Source organism: Rhodovulum adriaticum (assembly GCF_004345735.1).
GTDB lineage: Bacteria > Pseudomonadota > Alphaproteobacteria > Rhodobacterales > Rhodobacteraceae > Rhodovulum > Rhodovulum adriaticum.
The window spans coordinates 1-22343 of sequence record NZ_SLXL01000012.1 but is presented as its reverse complement, the minus strand read 5'-3'; the positions used below and the strand labels follow the sequence as shown (position 1 = coordinate 22343).

The following is a 22343-nucleotide window of genomic DNA, read 5'->3' as shown; positions in this document are numbered from 1 at the left end:
AACCTGCGTGCTTTACTCAGGTCAATAAACAGGGAGGAGAGGAATGACCAAGGTCTCGATGACCGTGAACGGACGGCCTGTGTCCGGCGAGGTGGAAGGCCGCACCCTGCTGGTGCAGTTCCTGCGCGAGGGGCTGGGGCTGACCGGAACCCATGTGGGCTGCGACACCAGCCAATGCGGTGCCTGCGTGGTGCATGTGGACGGCCGCGCGGTGAAATCCTGCACCATGTTCGCGCAGGAGGCCGAGGGTGCCGAGGTGGTGACGATCGAAGGGATGGCCAATGCCGACGGCTCGCTTTCCGTGATCCAGCAGGCGTTCCAGGATCACCACGGGTTGCAATGCGGGTTCTGCACGCCGGGTATGGTGATGTCGGCCGCGGCGCTGCTGGCCGATAATCCACACCCCAGCGAGGCCGAGATCCGCGCCTATCTGGAGGGGAATATCTGCCGCTGCACCGGCTATCACAACATCGTCAAGGCGATCATGGCGGCCTCGGGCCAGGACGTGAGCGCCATCGCCGCCGAATAGGCGGCCGCGCGGGCGGGGAGGTCCGCGTCAACAGGGAGGATAAGACATGCCGAAAGATCACGGCATCGGGGCGCCGTCCAAGCGCCGCGAGGATGTGCGGTTCCTGACGGGACAGGGCCGCTATACTGACGACATCAACCTGCACGGTCAGGCCCATGCGGTTTTCGTGCGCAGCCAGGTGGCCCATGGGCGGCTGAACGGGGTCGATACCGCCGCGGCCGCGGCCATGCCCGGCGTGATCCGCGTCTTTACCGGCGCGGATTTCGAGGGCGTGGGCGGTCTGCCCTGCGGCTGGCAGGTGACCGACCGGCACGGACAGCCGATGCAGGAACCCGGCCATCCGGTTCTGGCCCAGGGCAAGGTGCGCCATGTGGGCGATCCCATCGCCGTGGTCGTCGCGGAAACGCTGGAGCAGGCCCGCGACGCCGCCGAGGCGGTCGAGGTCGATATCGAGGAACTGGAACCCGTCCTGGACATGAAGGCCGCGCTGGCGGAAGGCGCGCCCAAGGTGCACGACGATCTGACCGGCAACCTGTGCTATGACTGGGGCTTCGTCGAGGAGAACCGCGAGGCGGTGAACGCGGCCTTTCAAAAGGCGGCCCATGTCACCACGCTGGAACTGGTCAACCAGCGGCTGGTCCCCAACGCGATGGAACCCCGCGTGGCGGTGGGCGATTACGCGCCTGCGACCGGGGACTCCACACTCTATACCACCAGCCAGAACCCGCATGTGATCCGGCTGCTGATGGGCGCCTTTGTCCTCGGCATCCCGGAACACAAGCTGCGGGTGGTGGCGCCCGATGTCGGCGGCGGCTTCGGCTCCAAGATCTTCCACTATGCCGAAGAGGCGTTCTGCACCTTCGCCGCGAAACAGCTGCGCCGCCCGGTGAAATGGACCTGCACGCGCAGCGAATCCTTCATCACCGATGCCCATGGCCGCGATCACGTCACCAAGATCGAATTGGCACTGGATGCGGAGGGGCATTTCCAGGCGCTGCGCACGGAAACCTACGCGAATATGGGGGCGTATCTGTCCACCTTCGCGCCCTCGGTGCCCACATGGCTGCACGGTACGCTGATGGCGGGCAACTACAAGACCCCGCTGATCTATGTGAACGTCAAGGCGGTGTTCACGAACACCGTGCCAGTTGATGCCTATCGCGGGGCAGGGCGGCCCGAGGCGACGTTCCAATTGGAACGCGTCATCGACAAGGCCGCGCGCGAGATGGGGATGGATCCGGTGGACATTCGGCGCAAGAATTTCATCACCGAGTTTCCCTATGCCACGCCCGTCGCGGTGGAATACGACACCGGCGATTACCACGCCACGATGGACAAGCTGGCCGAGATCGCGGATTTGGCCGGGTTCGAAAAACGGCTGGCCGACAGCAAGGCGCGCGGCAAGCTGCGCGGCCTGGGCATCAACAGCTATATCGAGGCCTGCGGGATCGCGCCGTCGCATTTGGTCGGCCAATTAGGCGCGCGTGCTGGGCTGTATGAATCGGCAACGGTGCGGGTGAACGCGACCGGCGGTCTGGTGGTGATGACCGGCAGCCATTCCCACGGGCAGGGGCACGAAACCTCGTTCGCGCAGGTCGTGGCCGACATGATCGGCATTGATGAGAACATGGTCGAAATCGTCCATGGCGACACCGCCAACACGCCGATGGGCATGGGCACCTATGGTTCGCGCTCGCTGGCGGTCGGCGGCTCTGCGATGGTGCGGGCGACCGAAAAGATCATCGCCAAGGCCAAGAAGATTGCTGCCCACCTGATGGAGGCCGCGCCCGAGGATATCGAGCTGAAGGACGGCGCCTTCACCGTGGCCGGCACCGACAAGTCGGTCGCTTGGGGCGATGTCACGCTGGCGGCCTACGTTCCCCACAACTACCCTCTGGAGGAAATAGAACCGGGGCTGGAGGAAACGGCCTTCTACGATCCCAACAACTTCACCTATCCGGCGGGTGCCTATTCCTGCGAGGTGGAGGTCGACCCCGACACCGGCAAGGTGGAAATCTGTTCCTTTGCGGCGGCTGACGATTTCGGCAATATCGTCAACCCGATGATCGTGGACGGGCAGGTGCATGGCGGGCTGGCCCAGGGGATCGGGCAGGCCCTGCTGGAAGGTGCGGCCTATGACGAATACGGCCAGCTCTTGTCCGGCTCCTACATGGACTATGCCATGCCGCGGGCCGGTGACATGCCGTCCTTTACAGTCGACCATTCCTGCCAGACGCCCTGCACCCATAACCCACTGGGCGTAAAGGGCTGTGGCGAGGCCGGGGCGATCGGTTCGCCCCCTGCCGTGGTCAATGCGGTGGTGGATGCGCTGCAACGGTCAGGCCATACAAACGTCACCCATATCGACATGCCCCTGACGCCCGCGCGCGTCTGGGCCGCCATGCAGGGCTGAGGAGGCACATCATGTATGCATTCGATTTCGACCGCCCCGCCACGCTGGACGCGGCGCTGGCCGCGCTGCAGGACGAGGACGCTCAGGCCCTGGGCGGCGGGCAGACGCTGATCCCGACGCTGAAACAGCGTCTGGCGCAGCCCTCGAAACTGGTCAGCCTGACCGCGATCCCTGAACTGAGCGGCGTGCGGGCCGACGATGGCGCGCTGACCATCGGCGCGGCGACGACCCATGCCGCCGTGGCGGAGCAGGCGGCGGGCAGCTATCCGGCCCTGGCCTGTCTGGCCGCCCAGATCGGCGATCCGGCGGTGCGCAACCGCGGTACCATCGGCGGGAGCCTGGCCAATAACGACCCTTCGGCTTGCTACCCGGCGGCGGCGCTGGCCTCTGGCGCGACCATCGTGACCAATGCGCGCCAGATCGCGGCGGACGACTATTTTCAGGGGATGTTCGCAACGGCCCTGGACGAGGGCGAGATCATCACCGAGGTCCGCTTCCCCCTGCCCGAGAAGGCCGCCTATATGAAGTTTGAACAGCCCGCCTCACGCTTTGCGCTGGTGGGGGTGTTCGTGGCGAAATACCCCGACGGGGTGCGCGTGGCCGTGACCGGCGCGTCTGAAGAGGGCGTGTTCCGCTGGACCGAGGCCGAGGCGGCCCTGTCCGCCGATTTCAGCCCCGAGGCCATCGCGGGGCTGAGCGTGCCGTCCGACGACATGATCGGCGATCTGCACGGCACGCCGGACTACCGCGCGCATCTGGTGGGGGTGATGACCGCCCGGGCCGTGCGCGACGCGGTGTGAAAACGCGCGCCCCGCGTCCCCAGGGCGCGGGGCCTGCACGCTATAGGTTGGGCCGATAGGTCGCCAGCTTGGCGCCGAAACCGACGAAGGCCAGCCCGGTGATTCCGTTGACCCAGCGGCGAAATGCGCCTGACCGGGTGGCGCGGGCAAGCCGCGCGAACATCATCGTGAGCGTGCCGAACCAAGCGGCCACGATGCCCGCATGCAGCGCGACCAGCAGGAATGCCCCGGCAACTGGCGTTTCACCGGGGGCAATGAACTGTGGAAACGCCGCCAGGTAGAACATCGAAACCTTGGGGTTCAGCGCGTTGGTCAACACCCCCTCGGCATAGGCGGCGCGCAGCGACCGGCGACGCGGCGGCGGCGGGGTTCCTGCCTGCGGATCGGCGGCAAAGGCGGCGCGCAGCGCCTTGACCCCGATCCATATCAGGTAGCCGGCGCCCAACAGCTTGACCACCATGAAGGCCTGCGCCGATTGCACCAGCAGGACCGAGATCCCGAGGACCGACAGCGCCCCGTGCAGCCCGAAGGCGGTGACGAAGCCCGCGATATTGGCAAACCCCGCCAGCCGCCCGGACCCCGGCACCGTGCGGGCAATCAACACCCCGTTGGGCCCCGGTGTCAGGGTCAATAGCGTGGCGACAAGGGCAAAGGACAGGATATCGGCATATGTCATGGCGTTTGGCCTGCGCGAAAATGGCGGGATCGGGCGAGCGTGCCGCCCACGCCCGCGCCCGTCAAGCGCGGTGTCCGGCCCTGCCAAACGACAACGCCCCGCCTAGGGGCGGGGCGTTCGCATTCGGGGGTGGGTCGGTCGCCGTTACTTGGCCAGCGGTCCGATCATCATGATCATCTGGCGGCCTTCCATCTTCGGCATGTTTTCGACCTTGCCGATTTCCTTCACGTCCTCGGCCACCCGTTCCAGCAACTCGCGTCCCAGATTCTGGTGTGCCATCTCGCGCCCACGGAACCGCAGGGTCACCTTCACCTTGTCGCCGTTTTCCAGGAACTTGAAGACGTTGCGCATCTTGACGCCGTAGTCATGGGTGTCGGTGTTCGGGCGGAACTTGACCTCCTTGACCTCGATGATCTTCTGCTTTTTCCGGGCCTCGGCTTCGCGCTTCTGCGTTTCATATTTATACTTGCCGAAATCCATGATCTTGCAGACCGGCGGCGTGGCGTTCGGCGAGATTTCGACCAGGTCAAGCCCAGCCTCCTCGGCCAGCGCCATCGCTTTGGCGGGCGGCACGACGCCGATATTTTCGCCCTCGGCGCCGATCAAACGGATTTCGGGGGCCCGGATGCGCTGGTTGACGCGGGGGCCAGTGTCGCGCGTGGGGGGCGCGTTGTGCGGTCTGCGGGCTATGGGAATGCTCCTGTTGCCGTTGCTGTTGTCCAGATCTCAAATTACCCGCCGCGATGGGGTGTTTCAAGCGGCTAATCCGCCGGATCGGGGCTGCGGCGCCGCATGGGCTTGCGGTGGGGCGTGCGCGCACCCACCCTTAGGGTATTGGATGATCGCAGAGTCGGAGGGAAGACCGCGATGGGACGTATAGTTGCAATTGTCGTCGTGCTCGCCGCCCTGGCCGGGGGCGGTTACTATTGGTATGCCAGCCAATCGACGGCGCCCGAGCCCGAGGAGGCAGCCCAAGAGGCCGTGAGCGAGGCGGAGGAGGCGATTGAAGAGGGCACGGCCGCGGCCGAAGACGCGGTGGAGGCGGTGCAGGAAACCGCGGACGAGGTGATGGACGCCGCGGGCGAAGCGGCTGATGCCGCCGCCGAGATGGCAGCGGACGCGGTCGAGGCCGTTGAGGAAACCGCGACCGAGGCCGCCGAAGGCGCGGCCGATATGGCGCAAGAGGCCGTCGAGGCAGCCGAAGATATGGCGACCGAAGCGGCGGAAGACGCGGCCGAGATGGGGACCGAAACGACCGAAGCTGCCGAAGACATCGCCACCGATGCTAGCGAAGCAGTGGAAGAGACGGCGACCGAAGCCGCTGAAGGTGCTGCCGATATGGCGACCGATGCGGCCGAGGCCGCTGAAGACATCGCCACCGACGCAAGCGAAGCGGCGGAAGATATGGCAACCGAAGCCGCTGAAGGCGCGACGGACGCGGTCGAGGCGACAGAGGAAGCCGCCACAGAGCAGGCCGCCGAACCGGCCCAAGAAACGGCCCCTGCCGAGGATACGGCGACCGAGGCAGCCGAACAGGCGGCGACGCCCGCATCGGAAGGGTTCGACGCGGATGCGTTGGTCGCGCGGATCGAGGGATCGGACCTTGGCGAGGCGGAAAAACGCACGCTGATCGAGATCGTAGAGCGTGCACGGACCGCCCCGTCCCTGATCGACGAGGTGCAGACGCGCGTGCAAGAGGCGCTCGGCGAGTAAGCCAACGCCAGCGCGCACCCGAACGAAAAAACCCCGCAAGCCGATGGCCTGCGGGGTTTTGTTTTTACATCGTCGCGATTTAGCCGACGAAGGCCTTTTCGACCACGTATTCCGCCGGTTCGGAATTGGCGCCTTCGCGCAGGCCCCAGCCATCCAGGATGGCCATCAGATCCTTGTTGAACGCCAGCGAACCGCAGATCATCGCGCGGTCGATCGCCGGGTCCATCTTGTCCGTTCCCAGACCCAGATCGGCGAACACCTTGCCCGAGGTCAGGTTGTCGGTCACCCGGCCCATGGTCTTGAAGTCTTCGCGGGTAGTGGTGGGGTAGTATTTCAGCTTGTCGCCGACGAACTCGCCGATCAGCGGATCCTCGGGCAGGCTTTCGACCAGCTCGCGCCCGAATTCCAGCTCTGCCACATGGCGGCAGGTGTGCATCATGATGACCTCGTCATACTGTTCGTATGTCTCGGGGTCGCGCATCAGGCTGGCAAAGGGGGCGATGCCGGTGCCGGTGGCCAGGAACCACAGTCGCTTGCCGGGCAGCAGCGCGTCCAGCACCAGGGTTCCCACCGGCTTGGGCCGCAGGATGATCTCGTCGCCGGGCTTGATATGTTGCAGGCGGCTGGTTAGCGGGCCGTCCTGCACCTTGATCGAGTAGAAATCCAGCCCGTCGTCCCAGGACGGCGAGGCGATGGAATAGGCCCGCATGATCGGCTTGCCGTCGTCGCCGGGCAGCCCGATCATCACGAATTCGCCCGAGCGGAAGCGCAGGGACTGCGGCCGCGTCGTGCGGAAATAGAACAGATCGTCGGTGTAGTGGCGCACCTCGGTCACGGTCTGCGCGTCGGGCAGGGTCTTCTTGGCGGCGGTCTGGGTCACGGCGCTCTGCTGGTTCATGATGTATCACGCAACGGGGCCTTCGGTCCCGCTCCTCTCCTATAGGTGTCCTCGCAGGGTGGGGAAACCCCTCTTCCTTCGCACGGACCGGGCACGCGGGCCCGGCGTTTCCCGTCCGCACGGGTTTTCCAAAACGCGGGCCGCGCGACCATGACACAGATCAAGCACGATTGTCGCAGGCGTCGGGGCGGCTGCGCGGGGCGCTGCTTTCGTTTTTCTTGAGACATCGGCTATCATCGGTGATAGTCGGTCACCGCCCCCGAAACGGGCGGTACAATCAGAACGGTTATCTGGGAGGATAGCACATGAAATTCGTGACTGCCGCCGCCGCTGCCGTGGCGCTGTCTTTCTCCGCCGGTTCCGCGATCGCGGCCTGCGACGATGGCGAGATGGTGATCAAGTTCAGCCACGTCACCAACTCTGACCGCCACCCCAAGGGCATCGCTGCCACCCTGCTGGCCGAGCGCGTGAACGCCGAAATGGATGGCGTGGCCTGCATGGAGGTCTACCCCAACTCCACGCTTTACAACGACGACCAGGTGCTGGAGGCCATGCTGAACGGCGACGTGCAGATGGCTGCGCCCTCGCTGTCGAAATTCGAGAAATACACCAAGCAGTTCCGCATCTTCGATCTGCCCTTCATGTTCAAGAACATCGATGCGGTGAACGCGTTCCAGGCGTCCGAGACCGGCGAGGCGATGAAAGGTTCCATGGCGCGCCGCGGCCTGCTGGGGCTGGCCTTCTGGCACAACGGGATGAAGCAGTTCTCGGCCAACAAGCCGCTGCTGTCGCCCAGCGATGCCGCGGGCCTGAAATTCCGCGTGCAGACCTCTGATGTTCTGGTCGCGCAGATGGAGGCTCTGGGCGCCAGCCCGCAGCCGATGGCGTTCTCCGAGGTCTACGGCGCGCTGCAAACCGGCGTCGTCGACGGGCAGGAAAACACTTGGTCGAACATCTACGGCCAGAAGTTTTTCGAGGTGCAGGACGGCATCACCGAGACCAACCACGGCATCCTGGACTACCTGGTCGTGACCTCGGTCGAGTGGTGGGACGGTCTGGATGCCGACGTGCGCGACCAGCTGGCCACCATCCTGGCCGAGGTGACCGAGACCCGCAACTCCGAGTCCTTCACTGTGAACCAGGCCGCCAAGCAGGCGATCATCGACGCCGGCGGCGAAGTGCGCCAGCTGACCGCCGAGCAGCGCCAGGAATGGGTCGACGCGATGAAGCCGGTCTGGGCCCAGTTCGAGGGTGACGTTGGCGCCGACACCATCGCCGCCGCGCAGGAAATCAACGCGCAGAACTAAGGCGCTTTGCATATCACGCGACGGCCCGATTCTCGGGCCGTCGCCTTTCGAGGGATTAGCCGAACATGACCGGAGGGCCGAGGGGATGAGCGCATCTTACCGCCCCAAGACCGCGCTGGCGCGAGCCGTGCACGCGGTCGAGGAAACGGTGATCGCAACGCTGCTGGGGCTGATGGCCCTGGTGACATTCGTCAACGTCGTGCTGCGATACGGGTTCAATTCCGGCCTGATCTGGGGCCTGGAATTGACGCTGGTGCTGTTTGCCTGGCTGGTGCTGTTCGGCATCGCCTACGGGTTCAAGATCACCATGCACCTGGGCGTGGACGCGGTGATCAACATGCTGGGCCACGGGCCACGGCGGTTGATGGCGTTCCTGGCGCTGGCCGTCTGTATGGCCTATGCGCTGCTGCTGATGAAGGGCGCGTATGATTACTGGGCGCCCTATGCCAACCTTGCGCCGACCACGGGCCGCTGGTTCCCCACCGGGTTCGAGGACATGAAACCCTGGGATTACCGCGGCTACGTCCCGACAGAGCGGATCCCGATGCCCGAGATCCTGCGCGCGCCGCTGGAGTATCTGTTCCTGCCCGAGGGCGAGGATCCGTATGAAAAGCTCCCGGTGGCGCTGCCCTACACGATGATCCCCTTCGCGGTTGCGCTGATGTTGTATCGCCTGCTGCAGGCGGGTTGGCGCATCGTGACCGGCCGCCAGGAGGGGCTGATCGTCAGCCACGAGGCTGAAGACGCGGTCGAGGAAGTGGCCGCCGAGCGAGGCAACTGATTATGGATGTCGTCCTTCTTTTCACGATGGTGATCGGGTTCCTGCTGATCGGCGTGCCGATCGCGGTGTCGCTGGGCATGGCCTCGATCATCTTCCTGCTGGCCTTTTCGGACACGTCGTTGGCGTCGATTGCGCAATCGCTCTATCAGGCGATGGCGGGGCATTACACGCTCTTGGCGATCCCGTTCTTTATCCTGGCCTCCAGCTTCATGTCGACGGGCGGCGTGGCGCGGCGGATCATCCGCTTTTCCATCGCCTGCGTGGGGCATCTGCGCGGCGGTCTGGCGATTGCGGGCGTTTTCGCCTGCATGATGTTCGCCGCCCTGTCGGGGTCGTCGCCCGCGACGGTGGTTGCCATCGGCTCTATCGTTATCGCGGCGATGCGCAAGGTGGGGTATACCAACGATTTCGCCGCCGGTGTGATCTGTAACGCGGGTACGCTGGGCATCCTGATCCCGCCCTCCATCGTGATGGTGGTCTATGCCTCGGCGACCGATGTGTCGGTGGGCCGGATGTTCCTAGCGGGCGTCATTCCGGGTCTGCTGGCGGGCCTGATGCTGATGGTGTCGATCTATGTCATTGCCACGATCCGCAACATGCCCAAGGGCCAGTGGCAGGGCTGGGGCGAGGTTGCCGCCAGTTTCAGGGATGCGTTCTGGGGCCTGATGCTGATCGTCATCATCATGGGCGGCATCTACGGCATTCCCGGCGTGACCGGCGCCATCTTTACCCCGACCGAGGCCGCGGCGGTTGCCTCTGTCTATGCCTTCGTGATCGCGGTCTTTGTCTACCGCGACATGGGCCCGCTGAAGGCGGCGGGCGAGGGGGGCGCCCCGGTCAGCCTGATGCGCCGCCCGCAGGCGCTGTTGACCGGCTTCGTCCATGCCGATACGCGGCGCACCCTGCTGGATGCGGGCAAGCTGACCATCATGCTGATGTTCATCATTGCCAACGCTCTGATCCTGAAACACGTCCTGACCGACGAGCAGATCCCGCAACAGATCGCCGGCGCGATGCTGGAGGCCGGGCTTGGCCCGATCATGTTCCTGGTGATGGTCAACATCATCCTGCTGATCGGCGGTCAGTTCATGGAACCCTCTGGCCTGATCGTGATCGTGGCGCCGCTGGTGTTCCCCATCGCGATCGAACTGGGGATCGACCCGATCCATCTGGGCATCATCATGGTGGTGAACATGGAAATCGGGATGATCACGCCGCCGGTGGGTCTGAACCTGTTCGTGACCTCGGGCGTGGCGGGCATGCCGATGATGCGCGTGGTCAAGGCGGCGCTGCCCTTCCTGGGCGTGCTGTTCGTGTTCCTGATCCTGGTGACCTATGTGCCCTGGCTGTCTACCGCGCTGCCAACGGCGTTGATGGGGCCAGAGATCATCGTGAACTAGATGGTGCGCCGCCCCTTGTGGGTGGCGCCAGCCAAACGAAAAGGGCCGCGCAGATCGCGCGGCCCTTTGTGCGTTTCGGGATACTGGGTGCCGCTCAGGCCACTTCCAGCGCCGAGATGATGGCCGAGAAATCCACCGCCTTCAGCGAGGCGCCGCCCACCAGCGCGCCATCCACGTTCGAGGTTGCGAAGATTTCCGCCGCATTGGCAGGCTTGACCGACCCGCCGTAAAGCAGGCGGATGCCCTCGGCCACATCGCCGAAGCGTTTGGCCAGTTCGGCGCGCATGAAATCGTGCACCTCGGCGATCTGTTCGATGGTGGGCACGCGGCCGGTGCCGATGGCCCAGACGGGTTCATAGGCGACGACGACCGTTGCGCCGGTCACGCCCTCGTCGGGCAGCGATCCGGCCAGTTGCGTGCCGATCACGTTCAACGTTTCGCCCGCGTCGCGCTGGCCTTCGGTTTCGCCGACGCAGACCACGGCGACCAGCCCGGCATCCAGCGCGGCCAGGGTCTTGGCCCGGACATCCGCGTCGGTTTCGCCGTGGTCGGTGCGGCGCTCGGAATGGCCCAGAATGACATGGGTCGCGCCCGCATCGGCCAGCATGTGCGCGGCGATGTCGCCGGTATGGGCGCCGGTATGGGCGGCGTGGCAATCCTGCCCGCCCAGGGCGATGGCCGTGCCCTTGGCGACCGTGGCCATGCGGTCGATCAGTGTGGCCGGGGGGCAGATCAGGATGTCGGCAACGGGCCTGGGGTGGGCGCCGGCCAGGGCCGTCACCTCTTCCAGGGCGGCGGCGGTGCCGTTCATCTTCCAGTTGCCGGCGGCCAGTTTCTTGCGCATGTCCTCACTCCCTTGGAATTGCTTTGACGGCTTTCCTAGGGCATTTGGGCGCGCGGCGGAACAGCCCAATTCGCCGCGTGGGCGGGTCAGCCTTCGGCGGGGGCGTCCATGTCGCGGAACTTGATCGACTCGCCGCAGCCGCAGGCATCCACCACGTTAGGGTTGCGGAACTTGAAGCCTGATTCCAACAGCGACACCTCGTAATCGATTTCGGTGCCGAACAGGAACATCTGGGCCATCGGCGCGATCATCACCCGGGCGCCGTCCTGTTCGACCACCTCGTCCAGGGGGTCGGTCTGGGTCACGACCTCCATCGTGTATTCCATGCCCGCGCAGCCGCCCTTCTTGACGCCGATACGCAGACCGGCGCCGCTGTCGCGCGCCATGAGTTTCGCCACCTGCGCCGCCGCGGCAGGGGTGAGTGTGACCGGTGCTTTGCCGGGTATTCCGAACATGTTTCGTGGCTCCCTTTTCCCACTTAAGGGTAGGGGCTTGCACCGGGGCACTCAAGGGGCGCGGGCCGTGTTTGGCGGAATGTGCCGGTTTCTTGAGTGTTTGAGCCGGGAATATAGAGGCGCACACCGACAGGTGTCAGCGTCCGTGCTGATGTCAGCGCGGGTTAAGTGGCATCGCGCCTACATGAAGCCCAGTTCCAGCCGCGCCTCGTCCGACATCATGTCCATGCCCCAGGGCGGATCCCAGGTGATGTCCACGTCCACCTGTTTGACGCCGGCCACGGGTTCCACCGCCTCTTGCAGCCAGCCGGGCATGTCGCCCGCCACCGGGCAGCCCGGCGCGGTCAGGGTCATGGTGATGTGAACCGCGTTCTCGGCGTCGATCTCGATCGTGTAGATCAGACCCAGGTCGTAGATATTGACCGGGATTTCCGGGTCATAAACGCTGCGGCATGCCTCGACGACCTGCTCGTAAAGCGGGTGCTCGGTCGATGACGGCTTGATGAGGGGCGTTCCCTCGAGCTTTTCCTGAGGCTCGGACATTGGGGCTCCTGCAATTCCTACAAAAGATATAAGGAAAGGGCGCGGCGCCGTCCAGAGCGCGATTGACTTGTCCCGGCCACACGGGCGGGATAGCGATTGGGCAAGCAGAAAGGAAGGCCGAAGATGAACTTGTCCTTTGACCAGGCGCGCGGGCTGCTGGAAACGGAAGAGCAGGAGATGAGCGTCGTCATCTCTGATCCGCACCTGCCCGACAACCCGATGATCTATGTCAGCGAGGAATTCGAGCGGCAGACAGGCTACAGCGCCGAAGAGGCCGTGGGCCAGAACTGCCGGTTTTTGCAGGGGGAGGGGACCGACCCCAACGCGGTAGAGGCGATCCGCCATGCCCTGAAGGCGCAGACGACCTTTACCATCGACATCCTGAATTACCGCAAGGATGGCACGCCCTTCATGAACCGGCTGCGCATCCGCCCGATCTTCGACGAGGACGGGCGGCTGCTGTATTTCGCGGGGGCGCAAAACCCGGTCTGAGGGGTATTCAGCCGGTCAGGCTGTCGGCCATTTCATGGTTGCGGTCGCGGTGTCCGGCCTCGTCTGCGCGCACGGCGATCACCACCTCGCGCAGGCGGGCGTCTTCGGGCAGGGACCAATAGTCGATCGCGATGCGCGGCGCGGCCACGTTTTCGGCCTGCCCGGCGTCGATCTGCGCCAGATATTGCGTGTAGCTGATGACGGCCTCTTCCTCCAGGTAACCCACGACGCGGTGCGCGATGCGCGGGAACAGCAGGTAGAGAAAGAAATACGCGTTGAAGAACAGCGCCTGCCCGACAAGGATGATCGCGCGTTCCAGAACCGTGGGCTGCGCGATCTTGATGAAGGTCATCAGGTGCATCCGCTCGTTCTCGGCCTCGTCCAGCAATTCGCGAATCCAGCCCTGATCGTCGCGGATGTGGCGGATCGCCTTGAGGTGCTGCAACATGCCGCCGACCATGCCGGGCACGGCGGCCACGGTTTCCAGCACCACTGCGCGGTGGCCATAGCGCTTGGCAAAGAACGCGTCGGCAAAGACGCGCATGAATTTCACCAGCCGCAGCGCCACGCGGTCGCCGAAATCCTCGGGTGTCTTGTGGCGGTTCAGCTCCGCCACCGGGTCGTGGGATTTGTCGAACATCGGTTCCCTCCTGGTCATTGGGGGAACAGCTTGTCCGGCGACGCGCCCGGTCAATCGCCCTGCGACGGGATGTGCCCCGTGCGCACGGCGATGTGATCGGCGTCAGCTGCGCCGCCGCCCCTTGGGGATGGGCAGCGGTCGGGCGCGCTTCTCGATCTCGTCATACAGCAGCCCGACGATGTTCTTGCCCGAGGCCTTCTCGATCCCCTCCAGCCCGGGCGAGGAGTTGACCTCCAGCACCTTGGGCCCGGTTTCCGAGCGCAGCAGGTCCACCCCCGCCAGGTTCAGGCGAAAGGCGCGGGCAGCCTTCACGGCGGTTTCGCGCTCGGCCTTGGTGATGCGCACCGCCGTCGCGCTGCCGCCCATATGCAGGTTCGAGCGGAAATCGCCCTCGGCCCCGGTCCGTTTCATCGCGGCGACCACCTTGTTGCCGACCACCAGGCAGCGGATATCCTCGCCCGCGGCCTCCTTTACGAATTGCTGGACAAGAAACGAGGCCTTGAGCCCCCGGAACGCGGTAATCACCGATTCCGCGGCCTTTTTCGTTTCGGCCAGCACCACGCCTTTGCCCTGGGTCGATTCCAGCAGTTTCACGATCAGCGGTGCCCCGCCGACCAGCGAAATCAGGTTGTTCGTGTCCTTGGGCGAGGCGGCAAAGGCCGTCATCGGCATGCCGATCTTGTGGCGGGCCAGGATCTGGTGGGCGTGCAGCTTGTCCCGGCTGGCGGTGATGCCTTCGGACCCGTTCACGCAATAGGTGCCGATGGTTTCGAACTGGCGGATCACGGCCGTCCCGTAAGAGGTGACGGAGGCGCCCACGCGCGGGATGATCGCGTCGTAGCGGGGCAGGCGCGTGCCGTCGTAATAAACCTCGGGCGACAGCGCGCTTAGCGCCATGTAGCAGCGGGTGGTATCGATCACCTCGACCACATGGCCGCGCTTCTCGCCCTCGTCCACCAGCCGGGTGGTCGAGTAATTCTTGCCCTCGCGCGACAGCACGGCAATGCGCAGAACGCGCAGCGGCGCGACCTGGCGCACCTCGGACGTGTGATAGACATCATAGGACAGCTTTGGCTGGCAAAAACTGTCGCCCGGGCTGACGACAACATCCTCGCCCAATGCCTGGCGGCCCAGCAACATCCGATAGGCCATGCCCCCGCGATTGGTCAGGGTCAGTTCGATCGGCCAGGTGCGGGGGCCGATCTGGATTTCTGCCGCGATGACATAGCGCCATTCGGATTCGCCGTTGGAGGAGATGACCTCGCGCCGGTCCACGATTTCGGCCGAGCAGGGGATCGACAGATCCTCGCGCCCGGGAATCGGGTGAATGGCAAACCGCACCTTGGGGCGGCTGGCCGGGCCGAAAGGTTCGATGTCGAATGCATGCAGCGCCGAGGTCTTGGCCCCGGTATCGACCTTGGCCTTCATCGCCGGCAGCCCAAGGCCCGGCAGCGCGACCCATTCTTCCCAGCCCAGGCGGAAAAGGTCCGGTTCGGGGATTTCGGTCTCGCTCATGCGGGGTCTCCTTGGATTCCGGTCAGAATCGCCTATGAACCCTCGTCTAGGGGTTCAGGCGGGAAGAACTATGACGGTTGCGTTCACCTTCGATCTTAAGGCTACCGATGGCAAGGCACGCAGTGGTGTCATCTCGACGCCGCGGGGCGAAATCCGCACGCCGGCCTTCATGCCGGTGGGCACGGCGGCCACGGTCAAGGCGATGATGCCCGACAGCGTGGCCGCGACCGGGGCCGATATCATCCTGGGCAACACCTACCACCTGATGCTGCGGCCCACGGCGGAACGGATCGACCGGCTGGGGGGCTTGCACCGTTTCATGAACTGGCAGGGGCCGATCCTGACCGATTCCGGTGGCTTTCAGGTGATGAGCCTGGCCGAACTGCGCAAGCTGACCGAGGAGGGCGTGACCTTCAAAAGCCATATCGACGGCTCGCGCCACACCCTGACCCCGGAACGCAGCATGGAAATCCAGCGCCTGCTGGGGTCGGACATCGTGATGTGTTTCGACGAATGCCCCGCACTGCCCGCCACCGACGCGGAGGTCGCCCGCGCCATGCGCCTGTCGATGCGGTGGGCGGAACGGTCCAAGGCCGCCTTTGGCGACCGGCCGGGCCATGCGCTGTTCGGGATCATGCAGGGCGGCGTGACGCGCGAGCTGCGCGAGGAATCCGCCGAGGCGCTGAAAGCCATCGGCTTTGACGGCTACGCGGTCGGTGGCCTGGCCGTGGGCGAGGGGCAAGAGGCCATGTTCGACGTTCTGGACTATGCCCCCGATTGCCTGCCGGTGGACAAGCCGCGCTACCTGATGGGCGTGGGCAAGCCCGACGATATCGTCGGTGCGGTGGCCCGCGGCATCGACATGATGGATTGTGTTCTGCCCACGCGGTCGGGGCGGACGGGGCAGGTCTTTACCCGCCGGGGCGTTGTGAACATCAAGAATGCCCGCCACGCCGACGATCCCCGCCCCCTGGACGAACAGTGCACCTGCCCGGCCTGCCGCAACTATTCGCGCGCCTACCTGCATCATGTATTTCGCGCGCAGGAAATCATCGCGTCCATGCTGCTGACCTGGCACAACCTGCATTATTATCAAGAGTTGATGGCCGGCATGCGTGCGGCGATCGCCGAGGGGCGCTTTGCCGACTGGCAGGAGGCGTTCCACGCCCAGCGGGCCCAGGGCGATATCCCGCCGCTTTAGGGCGAAACCGCCGGAAACCGCGCTTGCGCCTGCAGGCGCGGACGGGCATGCTGAATCCCAAGCCGCAACGAAGACTCTGGTTGAATGTGGGCCGTCCGGCCCCAGATATTGTGCCAGACAGGAGAGGGCCGCAAGGCTGCCGCGATCGGGGCCGGTGTCCTCTTGCCATAGCCAAGGAACCCATATGACCGAGCAACTGAGTCAATCCTTCCCCGTCCTGCCGCTGCGCGACATCGTGGTATTCCCCCACATGATCGTTCCGCTTTTCGTCGGGCGCGAGAAATCCGTGCGCGCGCTGGAAGAGGTGATGCAGGACGACAAGCAGATCCTGCTGTCGGCCCAGATCGACCCGGCGGTGGACGATCCCGACTCCGACGGTATTTACCGCGCCGGGGTTCTGGCCAACGTGCTGCAACTGCTGAAATTGCCCGACGGCACGGTGAAGGTGCTGGTCGAGGGCAAGACCCGCGTGCGCATCACTGATTTCGTCGAGAACGAGGCCTTTTTCGAGGCCCACGCCGAAACCTTGGACGAGGTGGCGGGTGACCCCGCCGCGGTCGAGGCTCTGCTGCGCTCTGTCGGGGCCGAGTTCGAGCGTTACGCCAAGATCAAGAAGAACATCCCCGAAGAGGCGCTGTCGGCGGTGGCCGAAACGCGCGAGCCGGCCAAGCTGGCCGATCTGGTGTCCGGGCATCTGGGCGTCGAGGTCGATCAGAAGCAGGAACTGCTGGAAACCCTGTCCGTCGCCGAGCGGCTGGAAAAGGTCTACGGCCTGATGCAGGGCGAGATGTCGGTCCTTCAGGTCGAGAAGAAGATCAAGACCCGCGTGAAATCCCAGATGGAGCGGACGCAGCGCGAGTATTACCTGAACGAACAGATGAAGGCGATCCAGCGCGAACTGGGCGATGGCGATGAGGGCCAGAACGAGATCGCCGAACTGGAAGAGCGCATCGCGAACACCAAGCTGTCGAAAGAGGCGCGCGAAAAGGCCGAGGCCGAAATCAAGAAGCTGAAGTCGATGTCGCCGATGTCGGCCGAGGCGACGGTCGTGCGCAATTACCTGGACTGGATGCTGGCGATCCCGTGGGGCGTGAAATCCCGCGTGAAAAAGGATCTGACCCGGGCCGAGAGCATTCTGGACGACGATCATTACGGGCTGGAAAAGGTCAAGGAACGCATCGTCGAATACCTCGCCGTGCAGCAGCGCAGCAAAAAGCTGAAAGGCCCGATCCTGTGCCTGGTCGGCCCGCCGGGCGTGGGCAAGACCTCGCTGGGCAAATCCGTGGCGCGCGCCACGGGGCGCGAGTTCATCCGTATTTCCCTGGGCGGCGTGCGCGATGAATCCGAAATCCGCGGCCACCGGCGCACCTATATCGGCTCCATGCCCGGCAAGATCATCCAGGCGCTGAAAAAGGCCAAGACGACCAATCCGCTGATCCTGCTGGATGAGATCGACAAGATGGGCCAGGATTTCCGGGGCGATCCGGCCAGCGCCATGCTGGAGGTTCTGGACCCCGAACAGAACGGCACCTTCGTCGACCATTACCTGGAGGTCGAGTACGACCTGTCCAACGTGATGTTCCTGACCACGGCCAACAGCTACAACATGCCCGGGCCGTTGCTGGACCGGATGGAGATCATCAGCCTTGCGGGCTATACCGAGGACGAAAAGCGCGAGATCGCGCTGCGCCACCTCGTGCCCAAGCAGATGAAGAACCACGGCCTGAAGGCGTCCGAGTTCGAACTGACCGAAGAGGCCCTGACCGGCATCATCCGCTACTACACCCGCGAGGCGGGCGTGCGGAACCTGGAGCGCGAGATCGCCAAGCTGGCCCGCAAGGCGGTGACCAAGCTGATCAAGAGAGAGGCCGAAAAGGTCACAATCACGCCCGACACGCTGGAGGATTTCCTGGGCGTCAAGAAGTTCCGCTATGGCCTGGCCGAGAAAGAGGATCAGATCGGCGTGGTCACCGGGCTGGCCTGGACCAGCGTGGGCGGCGACCTGCTGTCCATCGAGGCGCTGAAACTGCCTGGCAAGGGCCGGATGAAGACGACCGGCAAGCTGGGCGAGGTGATGAAGGAATCCATCGATGCGGCCTCCAGCTATGTCCGCTCCATCGCGCCCGAGATTGGGGTGAAACCGCCCCGGTTCGAAAAATGGGACATCCACGTTCACGTCCCCGAGGGCGCCACGCCCAAGGACGGTCCGTCGGCGGGCATTGCGATGGTGACCTCCATCGTGTCGGTGCTGACCGGCATCCCGGTGCGCAAGGACATCGCCATGACCGGCGAGGTCACCCTGCGCGGGCAGGTGCTGGCCATCGGCGGGCTGAAGGAAAAGCTGCTGGCCGCGCTGCGTGGCGGGATCAAGACCGTGCTGATCCCCCAGGAAAACGAAAAGGACCTGCGCGAAATCCCCGACAACGTGAAGGAGGGGCTGGAGATCATTCCCGTCTCTGACGTGCGGGATGTGCTGGATCACGCGCTGGTCGCCCAGCCCGAGGCCATCGATTGGGACGAAGAGGCCGAAGAGGCCGCCGCGCAGGCCGCCAAGGCGGCCGCAGGCGCCGGGGCGGGCCAGATCGCCCACTGATCCCGCGCAATACGCTGACATGTGACATGACGCGGCGCGCCCAAGTGGCGCGCCGCGTTTCGTTTTCGCCGGTATTGCGGATGGAAATTTTCTGCGTCCTTCGATATGATGCGGTTCAAGAGGCATGAACCACAATCAGCAGGGGCAGCATGACCAAAGCAACGACCACGCGCACGCGTAGCACGACCGCCGTTCGCAAAGCCACCACCGCCCGCAACGCCCCCGACGCCAGCGTGACCGAGGGTGCGGAGCAGGCCGATACCGGGGCTGGCGAAACGGCGGACGAACTGCGCAAGAGCGACCTGATCGAAAAGGTCGTCGCCGCCTCGGGCGAGAAGAAGAAGCACGTCAAACCCGTCGTCGAGGCGATGCTGGCGGTGCTGGGACAGACAGTGTCTGAGGGCCGGACGATGAACCTGCAGCCCTTCGGCAAGCTGATGGTCACGAACCGCAAGGACAAGGAAAACGGCGAGGTCCTGATCACCCGGATTCGCCGCTCGCAGCAAGCGGCAGACCAGGCCGCCGAAGAGGTGAAAACCCCCCTTGCAGAGCCTGGCGAGGAAAGCTAAAAGCCGCGCTACCGGGTGATTAGCTCAGTGGTAGAGCGCTTCGTTCACATCGAAGATGTCGGGAGTTCGAATCTCTCATCACCCACCATTTTCTGCAATTTATGCCGCCGTTCTCTGGTGGCTGGCGTTTTCGCAGCCACGCATGTGGACCCCCGGCCTGGCGGCAGGGGATAGCTAGCGACCGGCGCTGAAGCAGCCGCAACCTGAACGGGACAAGATCGTGCGGGGCAGGGGCTTGCGCTATGGGCGCGGCGCGGTCTAAACCCCGTGCATCGGGCGATTAGCTCAGTTGGTAGAGCGCCTCGTTTACACCGAGGATGTCGGGAGTTCGAGCCTCTCATCGCCCACCAGTCCTTTCAGTGGCTTGCAGATATTTGCGAGGTGCGCCCGGGTTCACTGAACCTGTCGCCGTTTCCTTAAGTCCACCACATCCGCCGTGCGGCGCAGGTGCTGGGGGAGATTCGGGCGTAGCTACGTTCGACGGCGCTGGCAGTACCCCGTCATCGATCTGCCCAGTCCACGACATGATCCGGCGGGGCTGCCAGTCGGGCCTTTGCAGGACGGCGCGCCGATTGGCGTTGCGTGGCGCCATAGACCGGCCATCGCGCGCTCTTGCGCGGGTCGATCTGTTCCGTGGCAGATCAATGCGATCCCAGGTCAAATTCGGAATGGCGGTGTCGCGGTTGGCAGGTTTCCTTCGACAAGGGGGGCGCGGTCACTTAGCATCGTGCCAGATGGTGTGCGCGTCCGACTGGGGCGTGCCTGAAAAGGGAACGCGGTAAGGCCTTGTGCCAGGGCCGCGGCTGCCCCCGCAACTGTATGTGGCGAGCGGGTTCGGAAATGCCACTGGGCGATGTGCCCGGGAAGGTCCGGACAGGCGACGACCCACGAGCCAGGAGACCTGCCATCTGCTTGGTGTTGACAACGGGCGGGGTGCCCCGGCGGACACGGTGCGGACCGGCCAAGGCGGCCGGACAGGTCATGCGCACCCGGCCACATCCCGCCACCCAGGGTGGAGATCTCATGGATGCTGCTGAGCGAAGCGCTTCCCGCACGGACCGATGAAACGAATGTGTTCAGGCTGGCCTATGTCAGCCGCGCCCGCCGCGCGCTGACCCGGCCCGAGGCCGAGGCGCTTGCCGTTGCCTCGGCGGGGCAGAACCGCGAAAGGGGGGTGTCCGGCGTTCTGCTGCACGGCCACGGGCTGTTTTTGCAGTGGCTCGAAGGGCCGGCGGCAGAGGTGTGTGACCTGATGGCCCGGATCGAGCGAGATCCGCGCCATGAGGAGGTCGCCGTTCTATGTGCGGGCTGGATCGGGCAGCGGCGGTTTTCGGACTGGTCGATGCGGGTTATCGGGCCGACCGGATCCGATGGCGCGGCCATCCTGGTTCCGCTGGCCGGCGGGGATCGCGGCCGCACCCGGGCGGCGCAGGCAGCCCGCGCCTTTGATGCCGCTGCCCGGCTTTACCTGGCGGATGGGTTGGGCGGTCCGATCTGGGAGGATCTCGCAGCTGACCTTGTCCAGCCCCTTGCCAAGGGGGGCGAGGCCGCGCTTGCGCCCTTGCCCGAGGTTTTGCTGACCTCGCCGCGCGCGCGGGCGGCTTTCACCGATGCGCTGTGCCGAATGCTTGCGCAGGGTTGGACCGAGGACAGGTTCACGGGGCTGGATGTCGCCCTGGCGAGCGTCCGGCTGAACCGACTGCTGTTACGCGCGGGCCGGTCCTGCGAACCGATCCAGTCTCGGGGGGCGGTCGTCCTGCTGGTGCCCGAGAATGCCACAGAGATTATCGGCGCGATGGTAAAGGCCGACCTGCTGCGCGCATCGGGGTATTCGGTGAAATTCCTGCCTGCGGCCCAGACGCGGACCCTGGCCCCGGTTCTGGACGCCACCGAAGGATGCCCTGTCATGGTCTATGGTGGACGCCTTGGAATCGATGCGGGCGATGCGCGGCGTGCGCGGGCGCTTGGCGCATGGCTGGCCGGAGAGCGTCCCGGGCGGACGGTCCTGACCTGCGGGCGGGCCACAGGCGCCCTGTCTGAATGGCCCGACCGGCTGGAGTTTCTGACGCAGGCCCGCGCGCCCTTTGCGGGCCGTGGGGTCGATTGGTCCGCGGTCGCGGCGCTGGCCGCGGCGCGGCCGGGCGCGAGGATGCACTGAATGCAGGCCGGGGGATGCGCGGGCCATTCCCCCGCGCATCGCCCCGATACCCTATTCGGCGGCCAGTGCCGTCCGCCGCATCCCCCGCGCCGCCGCCACCAGATTGGCAAGCGCGGCCTTCACCTCGGGCCAGCCGCGGGTCTTGAGCCCGCAATCGGGGTTCACCCAAAGCTGTTCGGCGGGGATCACCTCGGCGGCCTTGCGCAACAGCGCGGCCATCTCTGCCTGCGGCGGCACGCGGGGCGAATGGATGTCCCAGATGCCCGGCCCGATCTCGTTGGGGTATTTGAACTGCCCGAACACATCCAACAGTTCCATGTCCGAGCGCGATGTCTCGATCGAGATCACGTCGGCATCCATCTCGGCGATGGCGGCGATGATGTCGTTGAATTCGGAATAGCACATGTGCGTGTGAATCTGTGTGTCGTCGCGCACACCCGAGGAGGACAGCCGGAACGCATCCACCGCCCAGTTCAGATAGTGCGACCAGTCCGCATGGCGCAGCGGCAGCCCCTCGCGGAACGCCGGTTCGTCGATCTGGATCGCAGGCAGGCCGGCAGCCTCCAGGTCGATCACCTCGTCGCGGATGGCCAGCGCGATCTGGCGGCAGGTCGCCTCGCGCGGTTGGTCGTCACGGACGAAGGACCATTGCAGGATCGTCACCGGCCCGGTCAGCATGCCCTTCATCGGGCGTTCTGTCAGGGATTGGGCATAGGCGGACCTGAACCGCCCCGGGTTTACCGGAGAGTTTCTGGTTCAATGATTAGGCTGCTTTTTCGTTGGCTTTCAAGCGTGCGTAGAATGCCTCCTCTGCTT

General features: G+C 65.1%; 20 protein-coding genes, 2 tRNA genes, 1 pseudogene and 1 riboswitch. Of the genes and pseudogenes, 14 read left to right on the top strand and 9 right to left on the bottom strand.

Features of this window, described 5'->3' with window-relative positions; genetic code table 11:
• Positions 1-43 precede the first annotated feature (43 nt).
• From EV656_RS13505 to EV656_RS13495, 3 genes are read left to right on the top strand one after another with little or no spacing between them, the layout of a single operon-like run.
• A complete protein-coding gene (locus tag EV656_RS13505; RefSeq protein WP_132604995.1) occupies positions 44-529 on the top strand; it encodes a (2Fe-2S)-binding protein in 486 nt (161 codons plus the stop codon).
• Between the two features lie 46 nt (positions 530-575).
• On the top strand, positions 576-2942 hold the full coding sequence (locus tag EV656_RS13500) for a xanthine dehydrogenase family protein molybdopterin-binding subunit (RefSeq protein ID WP_132604993.1): 2367 nt from the start codon (positions 576-578) through the stop codon (positions 2940-2942).
• Between the two features lie 11 nt (positions 2943-2953).
• Positions 2954-3742: an FAD binding domain-containing protein gene (locus tag EV656_RS13495; RefSeq protein ID WP_132604991.1), complete on the top strand. Its 789-nt coding sequence runs from the start codon at positions 2954-2956 to the stop codon at positions 3740-3742.
• Positions 3743-3782: 40 nt separating this feature from the next.
• Here EV656_RS13495 and EV656_RS13490 read toward each other — a convergent pair whose 3' ends face one another.
• Together EV656_RS13490 and infC are read right to left on the bottom strand one after the other, a co-directional pair.
• A complete protein-coding gene (locus EV656_RS13490) occupies positions 3783-4418 on the bottom strand; it encodes a LysE family translocator (protein WP_132604989.1) in 636 nt (211 codons plus the stop codon).
• A gap of 144 nt (positions 4419-4562) precedes the next feature.
• Positions 4563-5108 carry a translation initiation factor IF-3 gene (gene infC, locus EV656_RS13485; RefSeq protein ID WP_132604987.1) on the bottom strand — a complete coding sequence of 182 codons (546 nt, stop codon included), beginning with the start codon at positions 5106-5108 and terminating at the stop codon, positions 4563-4565.
• A gap of 177 nt (positions 5109-5285) precedes the next feature.
• Here infC and EV656_RS16610 point away from each other — a divergent pair, with 177 nt between their 5' ends.
• The gene (locus EV656_RS16610) at positions 5286-6131 is read left to right on the top strand and encodes a flagellar basal body-associated FliL family protein (RefSeq protein ID WP_165919013.1); all 846 of its coding nucleotides are present in this window, start codon (positions 5286-5288) and stop codon (positions 6129-6131) included.
• A 79-nt stretch (positions 6132-6210) separates the two neighbouring features.
• Here EV656_RS16610 and EV656_RS13475 read toward each other — a convergent pair whose 3' ends face one another.
• Complete coding sequence (locus tag EV656_RS13475; RefSeq protein ID WP_132604985.1) at positions 6211-7029, bottom strand: ferredoxin--NADP reductase; 819 nt, start codon at positions 7027-7029, stop codon at positions 6211-6213.
• Positions 7030-7334: 305 nt separating this feature from the next.
• Between EV656_RS13475 and EV656_RS13470 the strand changes: the two genes are divergently transcribed.
• The 3 genes from EV656_RS13470 (at position 7335) to EV656_RS13460 (ending at position 10517) form a co-directional block, all read left to right on the top strand.
• Positions 7335-8336 (top strand): TRAP transporter substrate-binding protein, encoded by a 1002-nt coding sequence (locus tag EV656_RS13470; protein ID WP_132604983.1) that lies wholly within the window; start codon positions 7335-7337, stop codon positions 8334-8336.
• A gap of 85 nt (positions 8337-8421) precedes the next feature.
• Positions 8422-9117 (top strand): TRAP transporter small permease, encoded by a 696-nt coding sequence (locus tag EV656_RS13465; protein WP_132604981.1) that lies wholly within the window; start codon positions 8422-8424, stop codon positions 9115-9117.
• 2 nt (positions 9118-9119) lie between these two features.
• Positions 9120-10517, top strand: a complete 1398-nt coding sequence (locus EV656_RS13460; protein ID WP_132604979.1) for a TRAP transporter large permease — start codon at positions 9120-9122, stop codon at positions 10515-10517.
• A gap of 94 nt (positions 10518-10611) precedes the next feature.
• On the opposite strand, the gene tpiA is transcribed toward EV656_RS13460, so the two are convergent.
• The 3 genes from tpiA to EV656_RS13445 all read right to left on the bottom strand — a co-directional run bounded on the left by tpiA (position 10612) and on the right by EV656_RS13445 (position 12359).
• Entirely contained in the window at positions 10612-11361 is a 750-nt protein-coding gene (gene tpiA / locus EV656_RS13455) for a triose-phosphate isomerase (RefSeq protein ID WP_132604977.1), read from the bottom strand.
• Positions 11362-11447: 86 nt separating this feature from the next.
• Positions 11448-11816: a HesB/IscA family protein gene (locus EV656_RS13450; protein ID WP_132604975.1), complete on the bottom strand. Its 369-nt coding sequence runs from the start codon at positions 11814-11816 to the stop codon at positions 11448-11450.
• A 180-nt stretch (positions 11817-11996) separates the two neighbouring features.
• The gene (locus tag EV656_RS13445) at positions 11997-12359 is read right to left on the bottom strand and encodes an SUF system Fe-S cluster assembly protein (RefSeq protein ID WP_132604973.1); all 363 of its coding nucleotides are present in this window, start codon (positions 12357-12359) and stop codon (positions 11997-11999) included.
• A gap of 123 nt (positions 12360-12482) precedes the next feature.
• On the opposite strand from EV656_RS13445, the gene EV656_RS13440 reads away from it, so the two are divergent.
• Entirely contained in the window at positions 12483-12851 is a 369-nt protein-coding gene (locus EV656_RS13440) for a PAS domain-containing protein (RefSeq protein ID WP_132604971.1), read from the top strand.
• A 7-nt stretch (positions 12852-12858) separates the two neighbouring features.
• On the opposite strand, the gene EV656_RS13435 is transcribed toward EV656_RS13440, so the two are convergent.
• Positions 12859-13491 carry an alternative oxidase gene (locus EV656_RS13435; RefSeq protein WP_132604969.1) on the bottom strand — a complete coding sequence of 211 codons (633 nt, stop codon included), beginning with the start codon at positions 13489-13491 and terminating at the stop codon, positions 12859-12861.
• Positions 13492-13593: 102 nt separating this feature from the next.
• Positions 13594-15006, bottom strand: coding sequence for a 30S ribosomal protein S6--L-glutamate ligase (rimK, locus tag EV656_RS13430; RefSeq protein WP_132604967.1), 1413 nt, complete (start codon positions 15004-15006; stop codon positions 13594-13596).
• A gap of 70 nt (positions 15007-15076) precedes the next feature.
• Between rimK and tgt the strand changes: the two genes are divergently transcribed.
• The 6 genes from tgt (at position 15077) to EV656_RS13400 (ending at position 21527) form a co-directional block, all read left to right on the top strand.
• Positions 15077-16207, top strand: coding sequence for a tRNA guanosine(34) transglycosylase Tgt (tgt, locus tag EV656_RS13425; protein WP_132604965.1), 1131 nt, complete (start codon positions 15077-15079; stop codon positions 16205-16207).
• Between the two features lie 184 nt (positions 16208-16391).
• Positions 16392-18800: an endopeptidase La gene (gene lon, locus EV656_RS13420; RefSeq protein WP_132604963.1), complete on the top strand. Its 2409-nt coding sequence runs from the start codon at positions 16392-16394 to the stop codon at positions 18798-18800.
• Positions 18801-18949: 149 nt separating this feature from the next.
• A complete protein-coding gene (locus EV656_RS13415) occupies positions 18950-19369 on the top strand; it encodes an HU family DNA-binding protein (RefSeq protein ID WP_132604961.1) in 420 nt (139 codons plus the stop codon).
• Between the two features lie 13 nt (positions 19370-19382).
• Positions 19383-19457, top strand: a tRNA-Val gene (locus EV656_RS13410).
• A 186-nt stretch (positions 19458-19643) separates the two neighbouring features.
• A tRNA-Val gene (locus EV656_RS13405) sits at positions 19644-19719 on the top strand.
• Positions 19720-20087: 368 nt separating this feature from the next.
• Positions 20088-20292, top strand: a riboswitch (cobalamin riboswitch).
• Positions 20293-20396: 104 nt separating this feature from the next.
• Positions 20397-21527 carry a BLUF domain-containing protein gene (locus EV656_RS13400; protein WP_132604959.1) on the top strand — a complete coding sequence of 377 codons (1131 nt, stop codon included), beginning with the start codon at positions 20397-20399 and terminating at the stop codon, positions 21525-21527.
• Positions 21528-21578: 51 nt separating this feature from the next.
• Here EV656_RS13400 and EV656_RS13395 read toward each other — a convergent pair.
• A pseudogene (locus tag EV656_RS13395) lies at positions 21579-22235 on the bottom strand (hypothetical protein); the annotation flags it as partial.
• Between the last annotated feature and the right edge of the window lie 108 nt (positions 22236-22343).

Bases quoted from the DNA above. Each gene is read 5' to 3' on its own strand.
- EV656_RS13505 (WP_132604995.1), top strand. From the start codon at position 44: ATGACCAAGGTCTCGATGACCGTGAACGGACGGCCTGTGTCCGGCGAG.
- EV656_RS13500 (WP_132604993.1), top strand. From the start codon at position 576: ATGCCGAAAGATCACGGCATCGGGGCGCCGTCCAAGCGCCGCGAGGAT.
- EV656_RS13495 (WP_132604991.1), top strand. From the start codon at position 2,954: ATGTATGCATTCGATTTCGACCGCCCCGCCACGCTGGACGCGGCGCTG.
- EV656_RS13490 (WP_132604989.1), bottom strand. From the start codon at position 4,418: ATGACATATGCCGATATCCTGTCCTTTGCCCTTGTCGCCACGCTATTG.
- EV656_RS16610 (WP_165919013.1), top strand. From the start codon at position 5,286: ATGGGACGTATAGTTGCAATTGTCGTCGTGCTCGCCGCCCTGGCCGGG.
- EV656_RS13475 (WP_132604985.1), bottom strand. From the start codon at position 7,029: ATGAACCAGCAGAGCGCCGTGACCCAGACCGCCGCCAAGAAGACCCTG.
- EV656_RS13470 (WP_132604983.1), top strand. From the start codon at position 7,335: ATGAAATTCGTGACTGCCGCCGCCGCTGCCGTGGCGCTGTCTTTCTCC.
- EV656_RS13465 (WP_132604981.1), top strand. From the start codon at position 8,422: ATGAGCGCATCTTACCGCCCCAAGACCGCGCTGGCGCGAGCCGTGCAC.
- EV656_RS13460 (WP_132604979.1), top strand. From the start codon at position 9,120: ATGGATGTCGTCCTTCTTTTCACGATGGTGATCGGGTTCCTGCTGATC.
- tpiA (WP_132604977.1), bottom strand. From the start codon at position 11,361: ATGCGCAAGAAACTGGCCGCCGGCAACTGGAAGATGAACGGCACCGCC.
- EV656_RS13450 (WP_132604975.1), bottom strand. From the start codon at position 11,816: ATGTTCGGAATACCCGGCAAAGCACCGGTCACACTCACCCCTGCCGCG.
- EV656_RS13445 (WP_132604973.1), bottom strand. From the start codon at position 12,359: ATGTCCGAGCCTCAGGAAAAGCTCGAGGGAACGCCCCTCATCAAGCCG.
- EV656_RS13440 (WP_132604971.1), top strand. From the start codon at position 12,483: ATGAACTTGTCCTTTGACCAGGCGCGCGGGCTGCTGGAAACGGAAGAG.
- EV656_RS13435 (WP_132604969.1), bottom strand. From the start codon at position 13,491: ATGTTCGACAAATCCCACGACCCGGTGGCGGAGCTGAACCGCCACAAG.
- rimK (WP_132604967.1), bottom strand. From the start codon at position 15,006: ATGAGCGAGACCGAAATCCCCGAACCGGACCTTTTCCGCCTGGGCTGG.
- tgt (WP_132604965.1), top strand. From the start codon at position 15,077: ATGACGGTTGCGTTCACCTTCGATCTTAAGGCTACCGATGGCAAGGCA.
- lon (WP_132604963.1), top strand. From the start codon at position 16,392: ATGACCGAGCAACTGAGTCAATCCTTCCCCGTCCTGCCGCTGCGCGAC.
- EV656_RS13415 (WP_132604961.1), top strand. From the start codon at position 18,950: ATGACCAAAGCAACGACCACGCGCACGCGTAGCACGACCGCCGTTCGC.
- EV656_RS13400 (WP_132604959.1), top strand. From the start codon at position 20,397: ATGCTGCTGAGCGAAGCGCTTCCCGCACGGACCGATGAAACGAATGTG.